16 protein-coding genes are annotated in these 18,994 nt (G+C 64.0%); 7 read left to right on the top strand and 9 right to left on the bottom strand.

Translation table 11 applies throughout. The features are described from left to right. Positions 1–12: 12 nt before the first annotated feature. Complete coding sequence (locus tag EYV96_RS17580) at positions 13–810, bottom strand: undecaprenyl-diphosphate phosphatase (protein ID WP_131152902.1); 798 nt, start codon at positions 808–810, stop codon at positions 13–15. Positions 811–1,248: 438 nt separating this feature from the next. Between EYV96_RS17580 and glnA the strand changes: the two genes are divergently transcribed. Both glnA and EYV96_RS17570 read left to right on the top strand, forming a co-directional pair. Further along, positions 1,249–2,661, top strand: coding sequence for a type I glutamate--ammonia ligase (glnA, locus tag EYV96_RS17575; protein ID WP_131152901.1), 1,413 nt, complete (start codon positions 1,249–1,251; stop codon positions 2,659–2,661). A gap of 233 nt (positions 2,662–2,894) precedes the next feature. Continuing rightward, a complete protein-coding gene (locus tag EYV96_RS17570; RefSeq protein ID WP_131152900.1) occupies positions 2,895–5,327 on the top strand; it encodes a hypothetical protein in 2,433 nt (810 codons plus the stop codon). Positions 5,328–5,334: 7 nt separating this feature from the next. Here the strand turns inward: EYV96_RS17570 and EYV96_RS17565 are convergent, their stop codons facing one another. Beyond that, a complete protein-coding gene (locus EYV96_RS17565; protein WP_165488726.1) occupies positions 5,335–5,826 on the bottom strand; it encodes a YfbM family protein in 492 nt (163 codons plus the stop codon). Positions 5,827–6,036: 210 nt separating this feature from the next. Between EYV96_RS17565 and EYV96_RS17560 the strand changes: the two genes are divergently transcribed. Further along, a complete protein-coding gene (locus EYV96_RS17560) occupies positions 6,037–6,528 on the top strand; it encodes a DUF6496 domain-containing protein (RefSeq protein WP_131152898.1) in 492 nt (163 codons plus the stop codon). Positions 6,529–6,538: 10 nt separating this feature from the next. Here the strand turns inward: EYV96_RS17560 and EYV96_RS17555 are convergent, their stop codons facing one another. From EYV96_RS17555 to EYV96_RS17530, 6 genes are all read right to left on the bottom strand, one after another. Next, positions 6,539–8,452 carry a phospholipase D-like domain-containing protein gene (locus EYV96_RS17555; RefSeq protein WP_131152897.1) on the bottom strand — a complete coding sequence of 638 codons (1,914 nt, stop codon included), beginning with the start codon at positions 8,450–8,452 and terminating at the stop codon, positions 6,539–6,541. A 54-nt stretch (positions 8,453–8,506) separates the two neighbouring features. After that, on the bottom strand, positions 8,507–9,790 hold the full coding sequence (locus tag EYV96_RS17550; protein ID WP_165488725.1) for a M28 family peptidase: 1,284 nt from the start codon (positions 9,788–9,790) through the stop codon (positions 8,507–8,509). Positions 9,791–10,020: 230 nt separating this feature from the next. After that, complete coding sequence (locus EYV96_RS17545; RefSeq protein WP_131152895.1) at positions 10,021–10,593, bottom strand: YceI family protein; 573 nt, start codon at positions 10,591–10,593, stop codon at positions 10,021–10,023. Further along, positions 10,590–11,063 carry a SixA phosphatase family protein gene (locus tag EYV96_RS17540; protein WP_131152894.1) on the bottom strand — a complete coding sequence of 158 codons (474 nt, stop codon included), beginning with the start codon at positions 11,061–11,063 and terminating at the stop codon, positions 10,590–10,592. The genes EYV96_RS17545 and EYV96_RS17540 overlap by 4 nt, the downstream gene beginning before the upstream one ends. Positions 11,064–11,089: 26 nt before the next feature. Beyond that, positions 11,090–11,722 (bottom strand): ParA family protein, encoded by a 633-nt coding sequence (locus EYV96_RS17535; RefSeq protein WP_131152893.1) that lies wholly within the window; start codon positions 11,720–11,722, stop codon positions 11,090–11,092. A 216-nt stretch (positions 11,723–11,938) separates the two neighbouring features. Beyond that, positions 11,939–12,961 (bottom strand): hypothetical protein, encoded by a 1,023-nt coding sequence (locus EYV96_RS17530; protein WP_131152892.1) that lies wholly within the window; start codon positions 12,959–12,961, stop codon positions 11,939–11,941. A gap of 283 nt (positions 12,962–13,244) precedes the next feature. Here EYV96_RS17530 and EYV96_RS17525 point away from each other — a divergent pair, with 283 nt between their 5' ends. Continuing rightward, positions 13,245–13,427, top strand: coding sequence for an antitermination protein NusB (locus EYV96_RS17525; protein ID WP_165488734.1), 183 nt, complete (start codon positions 13,245–13,247; stop codon positions 13,425–13,427). Positions 13,428–13,616: 189 nt separating this feature from the next. On the opposite strand, the gene speE is transcribed toward EYV96_RS17525, so the two are convergent. After that, positions 13,617–14,468: a polyamine aminopropyltransferase gene (gene speE, locus EYV96_RS17520; protein WP_131152891.1), complete on the bottom strand. Its 852-nt coding sequence runs from the start codon at positions 14,466–14,468 to the stop codon at positions 13,617–13,619. Between the two features lie 477 nt (positions 14,469–14,945). On the opposite strand from speE, the gene speA reads away from it, so the two are divergent. From speA to EYV96_RS17505, 3 genes are all read left to right on the top strand, one after another. After that, complete coding sequence (speA, locus tag EYV96_RS17515) at positions 14,946–16,826, top strand: biosynthetic arginine decarboxylase (RefSeq protein WP_131152890.1); 1,881 nt, start codon at positions 14,946–14,948, stop codon at positions 16,824–16,826. A gap of 226 nt (positions 16,827–17,052) precedes the next feature. Then, a complete protein-coding gene (locus EYV96_RS17510) occupies positions 17,053–17,838 on the top strand; it encodes a 3-hydroxybutyrate dehydrogenase (RefSeq protein ID WP_131152889.1) in 786 nt (261 codons plus the stop codon). Next, positions 17,835–18,989: a DUF3734 domain-containing protein gene (locus EYV96_RS17505; RefSeq protein WP_131152888.1), complete on the top strand. Its 1,155-nt coding sequence runs from the start codon at positions 17,835–17,837 to the stop codon at positions 18,987–18,989. The genes EYV96_RS17510 and EYV96_RS17505 overlap by 4 nt, the downstream gene beginning before the upstream one ends. The last annotated feature ends 5 nt before the right edge of the window (positions 18,990–18,994 follow it).

Below are 18,994 nucleotides of genomic sequence, written 5' to 3'. Positions count from 1 at the left end.
GTCCCGTCAGGCTCAGACGCCGGCGGGCAGCCACAGCAACAGCGCGATGCCCAGCGCGATGCGGTAGATGGCAAAAGGCGTGAAGCGATGCGAACGGATGTAGCCGAGCAGCCACTTCACCGCGATGAAGGCGACGATGGCCGAGACGATGAAGCCGACCATCAGCGCCATCCAGTCCTCATGCGCCGCGCCGCCACTCTTGAGCACTTTCAGCAGCTCGTAGCCCGTGGCCGCGTACATCGTGGGGATGCCGACCAGGAACGCGAACTCCGTGGCGGCTGCGCGATTGCTGGTGCCCGCGAGCATGGCGGTGAAGATGGTGGCCGCCGAACGGGACGTGCCGGGAAAAACGCCTGCGACGATCTGCGCGATGCCGACCAGGATCGCCACGCGCCAGGTCACGTCACTGCGATCGACCTGGCGCGCAGCAAGTCGCTCGGCACCGATCATCCAGATACCGCCGATCACCAGTGCCCAGGCAATGGGTGTCACGGCCTCGGGCAACTTGAAGCCGGCCTTGGTGACGATGAACCCGAGCACGGCCGTGATGGCGAAGGCGACAAACAGCTTCAGCAGGTAATCGCGGTTGGCCGGATCGCGCCACTGGGTGAACAGCTGCCAGATGCGTTTCCAGTAGATCAGCGTCACCGCGAGGATGGCACCCGCCTGGATGCCCACGTTGAACAGATCCGAGCGTTCGCCCAGGCCCAGCTTCTCGGCAATCAGCAGGTGACCGGTGCTGGAGATCGGCAGGAACTCGGTGATCCCTTCGATGATGCCCAGCAGGATGACGTTGATGATGTCGCTCACGAATGCACGGCCCCGGACTTTTGCAAAGGGGGCTAGCTTACGGGGATTGCGCGTGGGATGGATGGCTTTCTGATGACGGTGTCTCCATGCGCGAAGCGCTGCGACGAAGCATCGCCTGAACTTGCGTCGAGGGCGCCGTGCGCCTTACTTCGATGTCGGCTTCCCACCGTCGGGAGAGGCGATTCGACGCCGCGATGCACCGCCACATGCTGTCGTCGCCTGGCGGGCGTACGATGAACGATTCGCGTGCCACGTTGGGTTCAATTGCGTGCAATAGGGCACTCAGATTGCACTACTGTGGTGCAACCTGGCAGGCGCGGGATGCGGGGCAATCCTCGGAAACCCGCGCTACCAAGCCATTTCGCCCGCTGGCACGCGGTTTGCTAAATCCCTTGCAGCTTTGCTCTTCACTTCCCCTTCCCGCCCCAGAGGTTTGCCATGTCTTCCGTCCAGCAAGTGCTCGACCTGATCCAGGAACATGACGTCGAGTTTGTCGACCTGCGCTTCGCCGACATGCTTGGCAAGCACCACCATGTGACCTACCCGGCGCACGCCATCGACGAGAGCACCTTCGAAGACGGCAAGATGTTCGACGGTTCGTCCATCGCTGGCTGGAAGGGCATCAACGAGTCGGACATGATCCTGCTGCCCGACGCGGATACGGCCTACCTCGATCCGTTCAGCGCGCACACCCAGATGGTGCTGCATTGCGATGTGCTCGAGCCGAGCACCATGCAGGCCTACGGCCGTGACCCGCGTTCCATCGCCAAGCGCGGCGAAGCCTTCCTGAAGTCGACCGGCATCGCCGACACCGCCTTCTTCGGTCCGGAGCCGGAATTCTTCATTTTCGATTCCGTGCGCTGGCAGAACGACATGGGCCGCGTGTTCTACGAAATCGGCTCCGAAGAAGCCGCGTGGAGCTCGCGCTACAAGTACGAAGACAACAACACCGGCCACCGTCCGGGCGTGAAGGGCGGCTATTTCCCGGTCAGCCCGGTCGACTCGCTGGGCGACCTGCGCGCCGACATGTGCAAGGTGCTTGAGTCGCTGGGCCAGGTGGTGGAAGTGCATCACCACGAAGTCGCCAATGCCGGCCAGTGCGAGATCGGCGTGAAGTTCAACACGCTGGTGAAGAAGGCCGACGAACTGATGACCATGAAGTACGTCATCAAGAACGTCGCCCACCAGAACGGCAAGACCGTGACCTTCATGCCCAAGCCGATCGTCGGCGACAACGGCAGCGGCATGCACGTCCACCAGTCGCTGGCGAAGGACGGCAACAACCTGTTCGCCGGTGACCTGTACGGCGGCCTGAGCCAGACGGCGCTGTGGTACATCGGCGGCATCTTCAAGCACGCCAAGGCCATCAACGCGTTCGCCAACTCCACCACCAACAGCTACAAGCGCCTGGTGCCGGGCTTCGAAGCGCCGGTGATGCTGGCTTACTCGGCCCGCAACCGTTCGGCCAGCTGCCGCATTCCGTACGTGTCGAGCCCGAAGGGCCGTCGCATCGAAGTGCGCTTCCCCGATCCGATGAACTCCGGTTACCTGGTCTTCACCGCGCTGATGATGGCCGGCCTCGACGGCATCATCAACAAGATCGATCCGGGTGCGCCGGCCGACAAGGATCTCTACGACCTGCCGCCGGAAGAAGAGAAGAACATCCCGCAGGTCTGCGCCAGCCTCGACGAAGCGCTCAATGCGCTCGACAAGGACCGCGAGTTCCTCAAGGCCGGTGGCGTGTTCACCGACGACTTCATCGACGCCTATATCTCGGTGAAGATGCAGGAAGTCACGCGCTACCGCGCGAGCACCCACCCGCTGGAATTCCAGATGTACTACGCGCTCTGACCGGCGCGTCACTGGCGGGAAGAACAGACGGGCGCTTCGGCGCCCGTTTGCTTTTTTGGACGCCTGGGCAGAAAACATCGGACGAACGGCCATAAACGACACGGGAATCCGTCACCCGATGTCCAAATCCGTACATTAGGTTCAAGGCTCGTCACTGCATGAGCTTGGCCATGAGCGCAAACGGCATCTCGAACTCTCTCCTGACTTGCACCTTGCCCCAGCTGGCGAAAGGCATGAATCCAGCGCGTGGTCTGCACATTCTGCGCTTTGGCGCCGTCAAGAATCGCCCGACGCATCCGTCGATGCCGAAGCGGGCACAAAACCCGGAACCTGCGCCTCTTCCTGATGCGCTGAAGCACAATCGCATCGCCTTGGCCGACTTCGCCCGGCCCTTGCAAGAAGACCCGGCCATGAACGGCTGGAACATCCAGGACGCGCACGACTACCTGCATCATCTCGTCGCGGGATTGGCCGGCAAATCCGGTGAACTCACGAGTGTGCTTGAGGCGATGCGCGAACTGGATGTTGCCCATCCAGGCGTCGCGCGATCGCATTCGGTCGCGCAGGCACGCGCATGGCTTGTCGTTCGCACGCTCGCGCGCAGTGCCATGGGACGGGACATCCTGCAGGCGCTGTACGCCAAACGCGCACCTTCGGGCATCGCGATGGTGATGCTTCAAGCCGCCGACGAATGGGACGGCAGGGGGCAAAGACTGGCGTCGGTATTGCAGCAGCTGGAAATGGCGGCGCAGCAGGATCTCGCGCCAGATACGCCGCTCGAGTGGTCATGCGATCCATCACCGCATGCGTTGATGAATGCCCGTCGCTCCAACCTGCAGCCATTTGCCCTAAGAGTCTGGCAGGCCGCCGAACGCGCCATGCGCGAGGGAGAGGCATCGCTCGACGACGCTCAACGCAGCGCGCTGGCCAGTTGGCGACAAGGTTATCGGGACGATGGGGAAGACACGCCACTGGCCCGGGTGAAGGCGCAGTTGAATGCATTTCAGCAGCGCACCGTTCCCCAGGCCGGTCAAACCGTGCACCCGATCAAGAAGCTTGGAGGCGCCTACGTGTCGCCGCTCAACGCCATGCCCAGGCAAGCGGGACCAACACCACAAGCGACGCAGCGCCGTGAGCAGATCAAGCAAGACCTGATCAACTACATCATGGAGGCGCATCCTGGCGACCAGATGGAGTTGTGCACCGGTCACCGCTTCTTTGTCGGTGGCGACGCAATTGCCCTAGTGCTGACCGCTGTCAGTGCGATGCTCGACCCCAGTGGTACGTTTGCCGTTGCCATCGATCCCCACCTTCAACTCGCGCGCGATCAAGTGGTGAGCATCCGCCGCACGCACGAGTTCACCGAGATACACGTTGGTACGCGTAAAGAGCTTGAGTTGACCGGCGGCGTTGGGGTCCTGATGGGGCGCAACGTGGGTCTGGGCGCACCGTTCTCCGCGCGAGCGGCCGGCGGCATGCTCTACGTGGGCGGAGGGCGCCAGGCGTCGCACAGTACGGGCGTGACCGTGCGCTTGACCCACCCATCCGACGCAACGCAGAGGCAAGGGCTGGACGACTGGTTTCGTGCCGATAGCGGTCCAGGCGCCACCTCGGAACCGACCAACTGGAACACACTGGCAGGCAACCCTCATCTGTCGCTCAGCTGGCACGAACAGCGTCATCGTCAGCACTCGCTCGGCGGCGTGGTCGAACTCGGCGCTAGCGCTGCAGCCGATGTCTCCAGCGACGTGCAGTCACGCGCGGGCCTGGGTCTTCAGGCAAGCGCCACCTCTTACCGCTCGCGCACCCTGTCGGGCGATCAGGGGGGCACGATCCGATCCGTTCGCGTCAAGGTGGCAAAAGGCGTGCGGCTGAATGCCAGTCCCTTTATCGGTGCGTCGGTCGCCGTAGCCCAAACCAGCGAAGCCCATCCGATGGTGGCGATACCCGCCTGGTTCAAGGACAGCGCCATCGGTCGCATCCTTCCGGCACGGCTGGCGCGTTGGGTGCGGCCACGTTCACGCGATACCGGCAAGGCAACGACGATCGAACTGTTGATGCGAAACGGCAAGCTGTTGCCGTCGACCTCATTGGAAGTAGACGTCGCATCGTTCGATTCGTTCGAGCGTTTGTTGAAAGGCGAACGCTATCTGTGGACGCCCGAACTGGCCGCGCGGATGCATGGACAATCCCGGGAAGCACAGGATGCGATGGTGGGGCAGGCCCGCGTGCAGCTAGGCGAGTTCCTCGATCGGGTTCGACAACAGCCCCGTGGCGATCAGTACGTCTTGCGCTATGGACTGTCGGCCAGCGCGCGGCAGGACGTTCAAACCGATCTGGCCTTGCTCGAGCAATGTCCCGCACACGACGCACGCACGCGATCGACACTGGAGCGGCGCATTGCCGCTCGCCTGGAGCAACCGGGCGCCTGGCAATTGGAGGAAGCGTCCACCCAGTCCAGCACCTCGACGGCGCGTCCGAGGCGCTTCCACTTCATCGTCGAATGGGGGGCCCACAAGCGCTTCAGCGAGACCAAGGTAACCCACCGCCTGAATGGCAATGGCGCGTGGACAAGACCCGCGGAGCCAGCCCCGCCCGGTCGACCGGCCAAACCCGGTTTCTTCGCCACGATAGGGCAGGGCCTCTCGCGGCTCATACACCGATGAAGCCGGCTCAGTTGAGGAACAGCAGCGCGCCGTCGCCGCGACCGGCGGCGTCGCGGTAGAAGTCCATCATCAGACGATAGTGATCGACGACGAAATCGCGCGCCAACTCGCCTTCCGTCAACCAGATCTGCGGATAAATTTCCGCTTCGTGCAAGGCGCGGGCATTGAAGCGCTCGCTGAATTGCGCGGGCGAAAGATGGACGAGCGCGTGCGCGATATCGCGCACTTCGCCAGGCGTCAGGAAGCGCGCCGGGCCGTAGCCGATGTCGTCGCCAATTTCCTCCCCACCCATCACCGCCTGCCCGAGCGGGCCTTCACCACCCCACACCTCGCCATTCAGCACGAAGTGGATGGCATGCCAGGCCTTGTCGACATCAAGGTGATGCGGAATGGCGGCCTCGTCCTCGGGATAGATGAAGGCATCGATCGCTTCCGGATCGTCTTTCAACTCGGCCAGTTTGTCCGGTCGCAGGGCGACAAAATTCCCGATCATCGACATCGCGCACACCTCCCCCAAGGCCCCCTCAGGCACGAGCCGGCGATCCTGCCACAAGACCCTTGGCCGTCGCCAATGCCCCGCTGGCAACCCCATCCACAAAGCCGCGAGCATGCTGAACTGCGCGCATCGACCCGGTGCCTGATTGACGGCCTGTCAACGACCTCCGTGCTTACTGGAACACGCAGGGGCCGAACCAATGGGAGGCAGCACATGCCCGAGAAACGGACACGACAAGCGGCCGCGCGCGACAAGCGGCAGGGCAAAGCGCCGAGCACCCAGGCGGGTGAGTTCGTCAAGGAAGAAATTGAACACGTGCGCGAAGGCAAGCATGGTGCTCGTTCGGCCAAACAAGCCATCGCCATCGGTCTGTCGAAGGCACGGCGGGCCGGAGTGAAGGTGCCGGTCAAGCGCACCGCCAGCAAGACGGTGCGCCAGCGGGCTGCCGCGGATGAAGAGGCCGGGGCGCACCCGCACAAGGCCAATCCGACGCGATCGCGCGCCACCAAGAGTGCGCTCAAGCGCGAAGGTCACAGCGCCGCGTCCACGAAAGCCTTGTCAGCGCATGCAAAAAAAGCAGCCAGCAAACGCACGGCGGCATCGCGCTCCGCGGCAGCAAAAAAGGCGGCACGGACCAAGGGCGCAGGTGGGCGCGCGGCCGCGGCCAAGAAGGCCGCGAGAACACGGGCAGCACGATCTCGTTGAGGTCGGCGTCTTACAGGACGCCTTGCACGCCCGCCCCGAATGCCGTGATCAAGCGCGTATAGATGGACTTCGGCGATCCGGCCACGTCGGGAAAGTCACCCACCGGCGTGTAGCAGGTAAGAAAGGCCGGATCGCTGGGCCGCATGGGCGTGCAGCCGGGCTTGAGTTCGTAGCTGGTAGCGTAGCGATAGGGCCAGAAATCGAACAGCGGGAGCGAGGAGGACACATCCTCCATCGCCGAGTCGAGCGAGGATTGCTGGCGCGGGCCGATGACCCAGGCGTTCTCCGGCTGGGTGTCGCGCATGATGCTCTGGCGCAGTGCCTGCGCGAAATCGTTGTCGTACACGATGACGCCGGCTTCGGTGTTGTAGTGGTCCGAGCGCGGGTCGAAGTTGTGCGAGCCGACCATGGCGAAGGTGTCATCGACCACGATGGACTTCGCATGCAGGCCGAAGCGCCGGCCCAGGCTGATCAGCGGCGGCGGGCGGTTGCGCTTGCCATTGCGCTTGACGCTCAGGCTGCTGCGGCTTTCCGTACCGATCACGCGTGCACTGCTACTTCCGCTGCCGCCGCTACCGGCCACGCGGGTGGACTCGCGCTTGGTTGTCACCGGCACATCCTCCACGGGCGGGCCATCCTCGCTGCTAGACAACGCATTGTCCTGCGCAGGGCCGATGGCATGCGGCTTCAGCTCGTAGATTTCGAAACCGAACTCCGTGAGATACCGTTTGCGGTGCTTGTACGACAGCGCGTACACCGCGAAGGCGTCCGTGGAGGCCAGCGAATTCGTCGAGACGATGATGCGTGGCGGGTCGGGTTGCTTGTGCAGTCGTTCGAAGATGGTCTGCGCGCGCTTGCTCATCACCAGGTAGGGCGTTTGCAGCAGCACTTCGCGCTTGGCCGAGCCAACCATGCGCATGACGTTGGAGGTGAATTCGTGTGCGTCGCGTTCCTTGGGCTGTTCCGTCTTCGCCGGAAGGTCACTGAAGAACTCCACGTGCGACGTATGAAAACTGGGCAGCAGCAGGTAGTCCTCGATCCAGTCGGTATCGGCGGCCTCGGCCTGGACGCGCGCGACGCGTTCGGGGTGGGCGTACACGGGAGTGGTCCAGGGTTGCGCCTCGTGCTTGCGCAGGAGCGCATTGATGTCGCGAAGCCGGCTCAGTGACACGGAGCGCTTGTGGTTCCAGAACAGCTCGAAGCTCGCGCCCATGGCCTGCGCCGCGGGGCCGGCCACCATGACGTCGCGATCGACATAGTCGAAGTCGTTGTCCCAGTCGAAGTAGCGGTTCTGGTAGTTGCGACCGCCGGTGATTCCGATGACGTTGTCCGCGACCAGCACCTTGTTGTGCATGCGCTGGTTGAATTTGTAGAAGCAGCACACGATGCCGGCGGCGAATTCGACCGGCGATGTCTGCGCTTCATTGAACGTGGGGTTGTACAGGCGAATCTGCAGGTTCGCATGCGCGAACGCCAGTTGATCAAGCCAGCGCGGATCGTTGAACGAGAACAGCTGGTCGGCCAGGATGCGCACCTTGACGCCTCGCTTCGCGGCCTGCACCAGTTCATCGAGAATGACGTCACCGGCATCGTCGCGGTCCCAGATATAAGTCTGGATATCGATCGAGGTGCGCGCCGCGCGAATCAGATGGATACGCGCGACCATCGCCGCTTCGCTGTCACCCAACAGGGTCACGAAGTGTGCCGGGCGCTCGTCCGTGGAGTCGGTGAGGACTCGATGGGCTTCATCCATCAGGGGCGAAGGGATCGCGCAGTGATCGTCGCTGGCACAAGTGGACGTGCGGTCGGCGCCGAGCACGATGGCGTTGTCCGCCGCCCTGACAGCCGTGTGCGACACACTGCAGCCGGTGAGCAGCAGCATCGTCACTACGGCGATGGAGAGGGCAACACTGAGCCGGCGCATGCGCCAATGATAGGGGGCAGGCTGGTGGCCTGTCCCCCTTTGCGGCGCGGTCGCTCAGCCGTCGTTGGCTAACGTGTCCAGTGCCTGTCGCACGGCCGGGGCAAAGGTGCGTACCGCATCCCAGGAGATGTGATCCAGATCGTCCTGCGGCGTGTGACTTGTCGATGAATAGGGTTGGCCTGATTCGCCGCCGAAGAGCTGTTGCTCTTCGAGGGTTTTGGTGCCGTGGTCGCCGAAGGCACAAAGGCCTCCCACGGGTATGCCAGCTTCAAGAAACGCTGCGCTGTCGGAACTTCGTGGAACGTTGCGACAAGGGATCCATGCCTGGTCGGTCCGGTCGAAATGAACGGTAAACGCACGTCGTAATGCAAGGCTGGCCGAATCGTGCCGACCCGTTTCGTAAACGCCGATGATGGGATTTGGCGATGCTACGGCATCGAAATTGAAGTAGCCCGCCAGGCGCGCCTGGCGTAGAGGCGTCAGTTGGGCAACAAAGTGGCGAGAGCCTTCAAGCCCAACTTCTTCTGCACCCCACCAGGCAAATCGAAGCGTCTGTGGGTGGCGAAGGTTTGCCAGCGATACCGCCGACGCAAGCACCAAGGCGCTTCCTGCAGCGTTGTCTTCGACGCCTGGAGAATCCGGGACGCTATCCAGGTGCGCACCGGCCATGAACATCTTGCCTCCCGTGCTCCCGACCTTCTCCGCAAGAACATTGAACGAGCGAAGCGTCGTCTGCGTGGATGCCAGGTCCAGATGCATGGTGACCTTGCCGCGTTCCAAGGCGGCATTGAGGCGATGCGCATCGGTGCCGGTGATGATGGTTGCCGGAAGCGCTCCGGATCCGTCGTCGCCCAGGCCCTCGTAGGGCTCCGCGCGATTCGAATCCGCGACATAGGTGACGACGGCAAGCGCGCCGTGCTGCCTGGCGCCGATCAGCTGGGCGTTCAGACTGCACTGCGTGCTACGGGTGAGAGGCATCAGAAGGATCGTATCCCGCACGTTCCTACCCTCCCAGTCGGACGCATGGCACCCGTCATGCGGACCAAGGCTGGCGACGAGTGTCCTGATCCCACCCGCGGGCGTGGCAGGGGTTCCGGCAACCGGGCGATTCAACACCTGTGCTAGTTGGGGAACATTGGTTGCCGCGCGTTTCTTGTGCACCTTCTGGCCAACGTAATGGAAATACTGGCGCCAGGGCCGGTAACCGGCCTGGCGAAGCACCGTCTCGACGTATGCTGCGGACGCTTCGAAACCGGGCGAGCCATCGGATCGATCGTTTCCGTGCTCACGTGCGATGCGTTCGAACGCGTGAATGTGTGCTTTGGCCGCGTGATACAAGTCCTGAGACCCGGTGTCGGATGCCGCCGCGGCACCGGCGAGGGCCATGGCCGTGACGGCAGCGAGGGACCGCCGCGCGAAGGTGGAGTACGGAACGGTGTTCATAGGTTTCTACTTGCCAGATCAGCGAATGCTGGGTGCAAGTTCAGCCTAGGCACCGTTTCTGAAGGCGCGACATCCCGTCCTTAGCGATTTGCCTAAGCAATCATGAGCGCGGGATGGCCGACGAATTAATTTTCCATCGGTGGCGCCAGCCGGATGGTCATGCCCAGGTCGACCTTGTCCGACAGCGCGGTGCGGTGTCCCGTCATGCCAAAGTCGCTGCGCTGGATGGAACCGCGTACTTCGATTTCGCATTCGTAGGGTTTGCCCTGCACGCATGGCGCCGACACCAACTGGAAATGTGCTGGTCGGCTCACGCCCCGAATGGTCAGTTCGCCAAACAGTTCGCCGCCGTCGCGCAAGGCCGCCAGCATCACCGGTTCGGAGACGAAATGGATGGTGGGGTAGTGCTCCGCGTCGAAGAACTCCGGTGCCAGCACCCAGCGGCGAAAACGGTCGGAACTCATCGTGATGCTGTCGACGGTGATCCGCGCGTTGACCACGGCGGCATCGCGCTGGGCACTCAGCGTGATGTCGCCATCGATGTGTTCGAAGCGGCCGTTGATGGTGGTCAGCCAGAACAGTCGTACGCCGAAATCCGCATGCGACTGCGCGGGGTCGATGCGGTAGTCGGCGGCGTGAAGACAGGTGGATGCGGGAAGGAGCAGTGCAACGATGAAGCGGGCGAGCAAGTGTTTCACGGCGACCAGAAGGCATCCAGACGGGCAATGCCCGGTTCAAGCGGGGTCTCCAGGTGGAGAACCGCCAGGCCCGCGGGTGGCATACCGCGGAATTCATCCGAGCGACCCTCGACCAGCAGGGCCACCAGGCGTTCGATGCCCGGATTGTGGCCAACCAGCATGACGGTTCCTGCATCGCCGTGTTGGTCGAGCAACGCCAGCAGCTCGCCCGGGGTGGCATCGTAGATCTCGTCGGCAAGCTGCATGCCGGGTGCGTTCTTCAGGGCCTGCAGCGCCAGCGTGGCCGTTGCGCGCGTTCGCTCTGAAGGGGAGCACAGCACGCGATCCGGCCTGGCGCCATGCGAGGCGAGCCACTTACCGGCCTCTTTCGCCTCCTGCTCGCCACGCCCGCTCAGTCGCCGGCCCATGTCGTCACCACCGGCCTGTGCGGGCTGGGCTTCGGCGTGACGCAAGAGGATGAGTTCATGCATGAGTGACTCCGGCGATTGCTTTGGTTTCAATGCTGACGCTTGATCCAGCGCAGCAGCTGTTTCCAGTCTTCCTGGTGACTGCGGACATTTTCCGAGGCGTAGTCGAAGATGCCCTTGCCCAGGGCGGTCAACAATACGTAGGCCTGGCTGTCGCGCAATTGCGCCACCACGGGGAAGGGCGACCCTTCCGCCAACTGCGTCATCGCGTCCTGGCTGGCATTCGTCCAGGGCTTGAGGCGATTGCCCACCACGCCTACGGGCAGCTTGCCGCGTTTGACGCGCGGAATCTGCTGCAGGTGTTCCAGGAATGCGAACGTGGCGTCCATGTCGAAGGTTGACGGCAGCGCCGGCACCAGGATCACGTCGGCCTGTTCGAGATAGGGTTCGAGGTCCTTTTCGTGGGACCCGGCAGGCGTATCGATCAGCACGCGCTGCGTGTCGGAGGGAATCTTGTCGAGCGCCCGGCGCCCGCCTTCCAGCGCAAGCACGCCCGGAACGTTGTCCGCGCGGCGTGCGGCCCAGCGGAAACTGGAACCCTGGCGGTCGGCATCCACGATGGCCGTGTTCTTGCCGTCCTGCGCCCAATGCGAAGCCAGCTGGGTCACCAGCGTGCTCTTACCGCAACCGCCCTTGCTGCTTGCCACCAGCACCGTCAGCATGCGTCGCCCCCTTGTTCAAGGTGGGGCCAAGGTTAGTAGCCCGCTTCGCGAACTGTAAAGACGCTCGCGTTGCTCGCTGTGAAGGCGCCCGCTGTGCGGGCGGTAAACGGTAAACGGTGAAAAGCAGGCTCGGGTGACCCCGCGCTTTGCTTTTACTGTTCACCGTCTACAGCCCGCACAGCGGGCGACCTCACAGGCGGCGCCGCCGGCCTCACCTCAACCCTTGGAGGGTTCCCAGTCGGCGGGGGCGTCGGTGCCGATGTTGTAATCGCGCAAGGCGGCCAGCATCAGGCTCATTTCCGTGCCGCCGCTGCGGGCAAGCGCCAGCATGTGCTGGCACAGGGCCGCATCGCCCTGGGCACGGGCGGACAACTGGGCGAAGTTCTGGACCTGCCAGATCAGGTTGCGACGGGCGCGGCGGGCGTCCTCCTGCTGGGCGGGCTCCTCGGCGAGGACCTCGCGCAGGTGCAGGCCGAGGGAGCGGGCCAGCGGGCTGGAGCTCCATTCCAGGGTGCGACCAAGCTTGAGGCAGTCGTCCTTCAGCGCCTTGTCATCACCGGCGCCTTCGCACAGGCGGGACGTGGCCTGCAGGCCAGGTTGCGGCTGGGTCGAGGCCAGGCCGAAGACGAGCATGACCTGCACGCCGGCGGCGCCGGAGGCCGACAAAGGGGGAATGACGTCAGCCGGCGGCGGCAGCAGGGTAACCGTGCTGGCGAGGGCCTTCAGGCTGACGCCGGTGTAATCGTCATAGAGCTTGGCGGCGGCGGCGCGCGCCAGGTCCTCGCGCGCGGCCTTGTCGTTCTTGTCGCGGGTGTCGATGCCCAGCTTGAGTAGCCACACGGCGGCGTTGTCGGGGGCTTGTTCGACCAGCTTGGCCATCGCATCCGGATTGGGGCAGGCATCGGCCTTGGTGTCGCAGTCGCTCAGACGAATCCACGTGACCGCCGGAACGGTGTCGGAGGCCTGGGCTGCGCGGTCGATCAGCGTATGGAAGTCGTTGTATTTCGGCTGGTTCTGCAGGGGGCGCGCCATCAGTGCGGCGCCGAGCAGCGGAATGGCATTGGCCTGTGGGGCGATCACGCTGACCAGATCGCGCTGGAAACCCAGCAAGGCCTGGCTGCGTGCGGCTTCCGCCTTCTGCGTCTTGGGCGCAGGCTTGGCGGCCGGCGTGGCCGCGAAGACCTGGCCCGCTGCGAGCGAGGCGGTCAATGCCAGAGCGAGGTAGCGCCATCCGCGCATGCTTTTCTCCATGGGAGCCGATTCAGGGCCCGGATGTAGCCCGGGGCATGTCACTTCCGCGTGGACGACACACCCCGCGTATCGGCCTGCGTGAGCCGCCGAAACCCGGACGTAACAAAGCGGCCAGCATACTCGCGAAGTATTAAGCCCGCCTGATTCACGGGGACGCCCAGGGCTTATCCGCCGCGCCGTGCTTGTTAGCATGGCCCTTTCCGGCGTCGCATGGCGCCAGCTTTTTCGCGCCTTGCGTGACACAGGAGACTTGCCAGTGGATCAATGGTCGATGATGGCGGACGCGCGTGCGCCCTGGTTCGTGGGCTGGGGCACCCTTGCACTGATCAATGCGGGCCTGGCCCAGGGGAAGAATCGCAGCGGATTGCTGTGGTTTCTGCTGTCGCTGGTACTGGGACCGATAGCGACGCTCATTCTGGTGGTGATGCCGAAGGTGCGGCCGACGCTTTTTTGAGCGTGGGGAGGGGCGGCAGCTGCGCTGCCTGTTAACGGTGAACGGTGAACAGGTAAGAGCGGAGTTCGGTCGCGTGTGAGTTTGGAAACAAAACAGGGAAGAGCGAATGCCGAAGCGGCCCCGCTCTTCCCCGTTGACTGTTTACCGTTTACGGCGGCGAAGCCGCCAGGCCGGCAACGCCGGCCAAACTCACTCGCCGAGCTGCTCGCGCATGAATTCCGGCTGCGCCAGCGCGCCCTTGTGCACTTCAGCGTTGTAGTACTTCGTCGGGAAGTTCTTGCTGATGGCGCCGCGCTCGCGGAAGCCGGCCAGGTCGCCGCCCTTGCGGGCCATGGTGCAGCTCCACCAGCCGGTCGGATAGCACGGCTGCGGGAACGGCAAGGTCTTCACGGCATTGAAGCCGGCAGTGCGCATGGCCGAGCGCATCGACTTGATCAGTTCGATGTGGGCCAGCGGCGATTCGCTCTGCTGCACCAGGATGCCGCCGTGGCGCAGGGCCTTGTAGCAGCTGGCGTAGAAGGCGGCGTTGAACAGGCCTTCGGCCGGGCCCACCGGGTCGGTCGAGTCGACGATGATCAGGTCCAGCGATTCCGGCTCGGCTTCGGCCATGTACTTGATGCCGTCGATGAACAGCAGCTCGGCGCGCGGATCGTTGTTGGAATCGCACAGTTCCGGGAAGTACTGCTCGGCCAGGCGCGTCACGCGCTCGTCGATTTCCACCTGCACGGCGGACTCGACTTCCTCGTGCTTGAGCACTTCACGCAGCGTGCCGCAATCACCGCCGCCGATGATCACCACGCGCTTGGCGCGCGCATGGGTGAACAGCGCCGGGTGGGTCATCATCTCGTGGTACAGGAAGTTGTCGCGGCTGGTCAGCATGACGCAGCCGTCGATGACCATCAGATTGCCCCAGTCGGTGGTCTGGTAGATCTCGATGGTCTGGAACGGGGTCTTCTCGGCATGAAGCAGCTTCTCCACGCGGTAACCGATGGAGGAGCCGGAAGCCTGGTGGGCTTCGGTGAACCAGCTGAGCTGCGACATGGCGTTGTTCCTGAATGGAGCGGGGGCAAAGGGCGCCAATTGTACCGGGTTCGGGTGTGAAGAGGACTGGCCGGGCGCCCTTTGTGGGGTCGGCGGCGGTGGGATGGTCGCGTGGGCGCTGGCGCGCCCTGTGAGGGCGGCGGGGCCGCCGGTGAAGTCGCCCGCTGCGCGGGCTGTAAACGGTAAACGGAGAGAAGCAGAGCTCACGGTTTCTTGGGCCCGCTCTTACCTGTTCACCGTTTACAGCGCCGCAGGCGCGACTTCACAGGCCGCGCAGCGGCCGGCCCCACCCCGGTTGCCATACCCCTGACACCACGATCCATTACAATCCGCTCATCCCTACAAGTTAAACGAGCCCCCCGGCCCCGCGGCGTGCGAGGCTTCCGGCCGGCTGGCTCTTTATTCGTCAAGGCTCGCCGCTGCGACGACATGAACCTCCGGGCGCGCCTGCGCCCGCCGAAAGCAAGGAACCTGTCCATGTCGAAGCACTGGAATATTGAGGCTGCCCGTCACACTTACGCCGTCCCGCACTGGGGCGATGGTTACGTGGACGTGGACGCCAAGGGCCACATCGTCATGCGCCCGCACGGCGCCAGCGGCCCGAGCCTCTCGCTCCCAGAGATCGTCGATCGCGCGCGCGCCGAAGGGCTGCGCCTGCCGCTGCTCGTGCGTTTCCCCGACATCCTGGCCGACCGTCTCAAGCGCCTGCAGGACGCTTTCGCCAAGGCCATCGGCGAATGGAACTATCCGGCCGGCTATACGGCTGTCTATCCGATCAAGGTGAACCAGCAGCGCGGCGTCGCCGGTGAGCTGGTGGCCGCGGGTGAGCATGGTTTCGGCCTCGAAGCCGGTTCCAAGCCCGAGCTGATGGCCGTGCTCGCCATGGCGCGCCCGGGTAGCGTGGTGATCTGCAACGGTTACAAGGACCGCGAGTACATCCGCCTGGCCCTGATCGGCCGCAAGCTCGGCCTGCGCGTGCACATCGTCATCGAGAAGCTCTCCGAACTCGACCACGTGTTCACCGAAGCGAAGGCCCTTGATGTCGAGCCGCTGCTGGGCGTGCGCGTGCGCCTGGCTTCCATTGGCGCCGGCAAGTGGCAGAACACCGGTGGCGACAAGGGCAAGTTCGGCTTGTCGCCGAACCAGGTGCTGACGCTGGTGCGTCGCCTGGAGCAGGCTGGCCTGATGCACACGCTCAAGCTGCAGCATTTCCACATGGGCTCGCAGATTTCCAACGTGCGCGACATCGCCGCGGGCATGCGCGAAGCCACGCGTTATTTCGTGGAGCTGCGCCGCATGGGCGTGCCGCTGGACATCGTCGACGTGGGCGGTGGCCTGGGCGTGGATTACGAGGGCTCGCGCTCGCGCAGCCACAACTCGATCAATTACTCGATCGAGCAGTACGCCTCCACCATCGTCCAGTCGCTGGCCGAAGCCGTGGCCGAGGAAGGCCTGGACGCGCCGCACATCATCACCGAAGCGGGCCGCGCGATGACCGCGCACCACGCGGTGATGGTCGTCAACGTCACGGAAGTCGAAGAAGTGCCTGCTGGCACCATTCCGCCGGCCCGCAACGACGAACCGGCCGTGCTGCGCCGCCTGCGCGAAACCTACGATGAACTGGGCAGCCGCCCGGCGCTGGAGCTGTTCCACGAAGCCCAGCATCACCTCGCGGAAGGCCAGACCCTGTACGCCCTGGGCCAGCTGCCGCTGGCCGATCGCGCGCAGCTGGACGAGATGTACTACGCGATCGCCAACGCCGTGCGCACCCGCCTGCTGCCGGCCGAGCGCTCGCATCGCCAGGCGCTGGACGAGCTGGACGAGAAGCTGGTCGACAAGTACTTCGTCAACTTTTCGGTGTTCGAGTCGGTGCCGGATATCTGGGCGATCGAGCAGATCTTCCCGATCGCACCGATCGCGCGACTCGACGAAGAACCCACCCGTCGCGGCGTGATCGTCGATCTCACCTGCGATTCGGACGGCCGCATCGATCACTACGTCGATGCCGAAGGCGTGGACGTGAGCCTGCCGCTGCACGCCATGAAGGATAACGAGAGCTACCGCCTCGGCATCTTCATGGTCGGCGCGTATCAGGAAACCCTGGGCGACATCCACAATCTGTTCGGTGATACCGATGCAGTGAACGTGCGCGTCGACGGCGATTCGTATGTTTTCGCGCATCGCCGTCGCGGCGACACCACCGACCTGATGCTCGATTACGTCGGCTACGACCTCAACGTACTGCGCGACAGTTACCGCGAACGCATCGCCACCGCCGGCATCGGCGGCGAAGAGGCGACGGCGCTGTTTGCCGCGTTGGATGGCGGGTTGACGGGTTACACCTACCTGGCGGAGTGAGGCCGCCGCCGGTCAAGGCGCGCCTGCGGCGCTGTAAACGGTGAACGGAGAAAAGCAGAGCACACGGTCCCTTGTGGCCCGCTCTTACTGTTCACCGTTCACAGCCCGCACGGCGGGCGACCTCACAGCCCGCGTAGCGGGCGCCTTCACCTGCCCTTTCGTAGCATGGCGGCTGTCACATGGCGTGTGTCACGCTGTGCCGAACATCCCCATCGAAGGAAAGGTCATGGCAAGTCTCGACGGCAAAGTAGCCCTGATTACCGGCGCGGCCAGTGGCCTCGGCAAGGCGATCGCGGAGCTGTACGCGAAGAACGGCGCGAGCGTCGCCATCGCCGACATCAATCAGCAGGCTGCCGATGCGGCGGCGAAAGAAATCAACGCGGCGGGCGGCAAGGCCATCGGCGTTGCCATGGACGTGTCCGACGAAGCGGCGGTGAATGCCGGCACCGACAAGGTGGTGGAAGCCTTTGGCGCGCTGGATATCCTCATTTCCAACGCCGGCGTGCAGATCATCAATCCGATCGAGCAGTTCGCCTTCGCCGACTGGAAGAAGATGCTTGCCATCCACCTCGATGGCGGTTTTCTCACTACCAAGGCCGCGCTCAAGCATATGTACAAGAACGATCGCGGCGGCATCGTGATCTACATGGGTTCGGTGCATTCGCACGAAGCGTCGAAGCTGAAATCGGCGTACGTCGCGGCCAAGCACGGGTTGCTGGGTCTGGCGCGCACGCTGGCGAAGGAAGGCGCGCCGCACAACGTGCGCTCGCATGTCATCTGCCCGGGTTTCGTGCGCACGCCGCTGGTCGAAAAGCAGATTCCGGAGCAGGCGAAGGAGCTGGGCATCAGCGAAGCGGACGTCATCAAGAACGTCATGCTCAAGGACACCGTCGATGGCGTGTTCACCACGGTGGACGACATCGCGCAGACGGCCTTGTACCTGGCGACGTTCCCGTCCGCCGCGCTCACCGGCCAATCCATCGTGGTGAGCCACGGCTGGTACATGCAATGAACGACCGGCCGGCGTCGCTGCACAGCGTGGCCGGCAACTACGGCACGCTCGCCCTGGTGCTCCAGGGCGGCGGTGCGCTGGGTTCGTACCAGGCTGGCGTTTATGAAGGTCTGGCCGAAGCGGACTTGCGGCCGCACTGGATCGCCGGCATTTCGATCGGTGCCTTGAATGCGGCAATCATTGCCGGCAACCCGCTGGGCCATCGGGTCGAGCGGTTGCGCGAGTTCTGGGAAACCATTTCCCGCCAGCCGTACTTTCCTGTGCTGCCGACCTTCGACATGACGGGTTGGCCGCTCACCTGGCAGAACCAGTGGAGCGGGTTGTCGGCATGGCGCGCCCTGTGGGAAGGTCAGGCGGGCTTCTTTCATCCGCGCATGCCGCCGGCTTTTCTTGGCCAGGCCGCCAGCCCCGCGTCGGTCAGCTGGTATGACACCGCGCCGTTGCGCGCGACGCTGGAGCGGCTGGTCGACTTCGATCTGATCAATCACCCGAAAGGGCTGCGCGTGTCGATCGGCGCGGTGAACGTTCGCACCGGAAACTTTGAGTACTTCGACAACCGGCGCGGCAAGCTGCGCGTGGAGCATTTCATGGCATCCGGTGCCTTGCCGCCTGGATTCCCGGCCGTGGAAATTGACGGTGAGTACTACTGGGATGGCGGCATGGTCTCGAATACGCCGCTATACAAAGTGTTGTCGGATCGGCCGTGCCACGATGCCCTGATCTTCCAGGTCGATCTGTGGCGCGCCTCGGGCCAGCTTCCGCGTGACCTTGCCGGTGTGGCCGAACGCGCCAAGGAGATTCAGTACTCCAGTCGCACGCGTCTCATTACCGAGTACATGCGCCTCACTCAGGAAAATCAGCGCCTGCTGCATGACCTGATGGCGCTGGTGCCGCCGGACAGGCATAACGACCCGGCGTTCCGTCGCGCCGAGGCGCGTTCCTCGGGAGCACTGACCAACCTGATCCACCTGATCTACAGCGACAAGCCTTACGAAGGCCACTACAAGGACTACGAGTTCAGCCTCGGCACCATGCGCACGCACTGGCAAAGTGGTCTGGACGACATGCGCCACACGCTGGCGCACCCCCAATGGCTGGCGCCGCCAACCCCTGACGAGCCCTTCGTGACACACGACGTGCATCGACGTTGAGGAGT

The organism is Dyella terrae (genome assembly GCF_004322705.1).
Taxonomy (GTDB): Bacteria; Pseudomonadota; Gammaproteobacteria; order Xanthomonadales; family Rhodanobacteraceae; genus Dyella_D; species Dyella_D terrae.
Note: the sequence above shows the minus strand (reverse complement) of the source record. Positions and strands in the feature narration are given on the sequence as shown.

What these genes read in the sequence shown, in the direction of transcription:
- speA (WP_131152890.1), top strand. Translation starts at nt 14,946, where the DNA reads ATGTCGAAGCACTGGAATATTGAGGCTGCCCGTCACACTTACGCCGTC.
- EYV96_RS17530 (WP_131152892.1), bottom strand. Translation starts at nt 12,961, where the DNA reads ATGCGCGGATGGCGCTACCTCGCTCTGGCATTGACCGCCTCGCTCGCA.
- EYV96_RS17540 (WP_131152894.1), bottom strand. Translation starts at nt 11,063, where the DNA reads ATGCATGAACTCATCCTCTTGCGTCACGCCGAAGCCCAGCCCGCACAG.
- EYV96_RS17505 (WP_131152888.1), top strand. Translation starts at nt 17,835, where the DNA reads ATGAACGACCGGCCGGCGTCGCTGCACAGCGTGGCCGGCAACTACGGC.
- EYV96_RS17555 (WP_131152897.1), bottom strand. Translation starts at nt 8,452, where the DNA reads ATGCGCCGGCTCAGTGTTGCCCTCTCCATCGCCGTAGTGACGATGCTG.
- EYV96_RS17565 (WP_165488726.1), bottom strand. Translation starts at nt 5,826, where the DNA reads ATGTCGATGATCGGGAATTTTGTCGCCCTGCGACCGGACAAACTGGCC.
- EYV96_RS17560 (WP_131152898.1), top strand. Translation starts at nt 6,037, where the DNA reads ATGCCCGAGAAACGGACACGACAAGCGGCCGCGCGCGACAAGCGGCAG.
- EYV96_RS17525 (WP_165488734.1), top strand. Translation starts at nt 13,245, where the DNA reads ATGATGGCGGACGCGCGTGCGCCCTGGTTCGTGGGCTGGGGCACCCTT.
- EYV96_RS17535 (WP_131152893.1), bottom strand. Translation starts at nt 11,722, where the DNA reads ATGCTGACGGTGCTGGTGGCAAGCAGCAAGGGCGGTTGCGGTAAGAGC.
- speE (WP_131152891.1), bottom strand. Translation starts at nt 14,468, where the DNA reads ATGTCGCAGCTCAGCTGGTTCACCGAAGCCCACCAGGCTTCCGGCTCC.
- EYV96_RS17570 (WP_131152900.1), top strand. Translation starts at nt 2,895, where the DNA reads ATGAATCCAGCGCGTGGTCTGCACATTCTGCGCTTTGGCGCCGTCAAG.
- EYV96_RS17510 (WP_131152889.1), top strand. Translation starts at nt 17,053, where the DNA reads ATGGCAAGTCTCGACGGCAAAGTAGCCCTGATTACCGGCGCGGCCAGT.
- glnA (WP_131152901.1), top strand. Translation starts at nt 1,249, where the DNA reads ATGTCTTCCGTCCAGCAAGTGCTCGACCTGATCCAGGAACATGACGTC.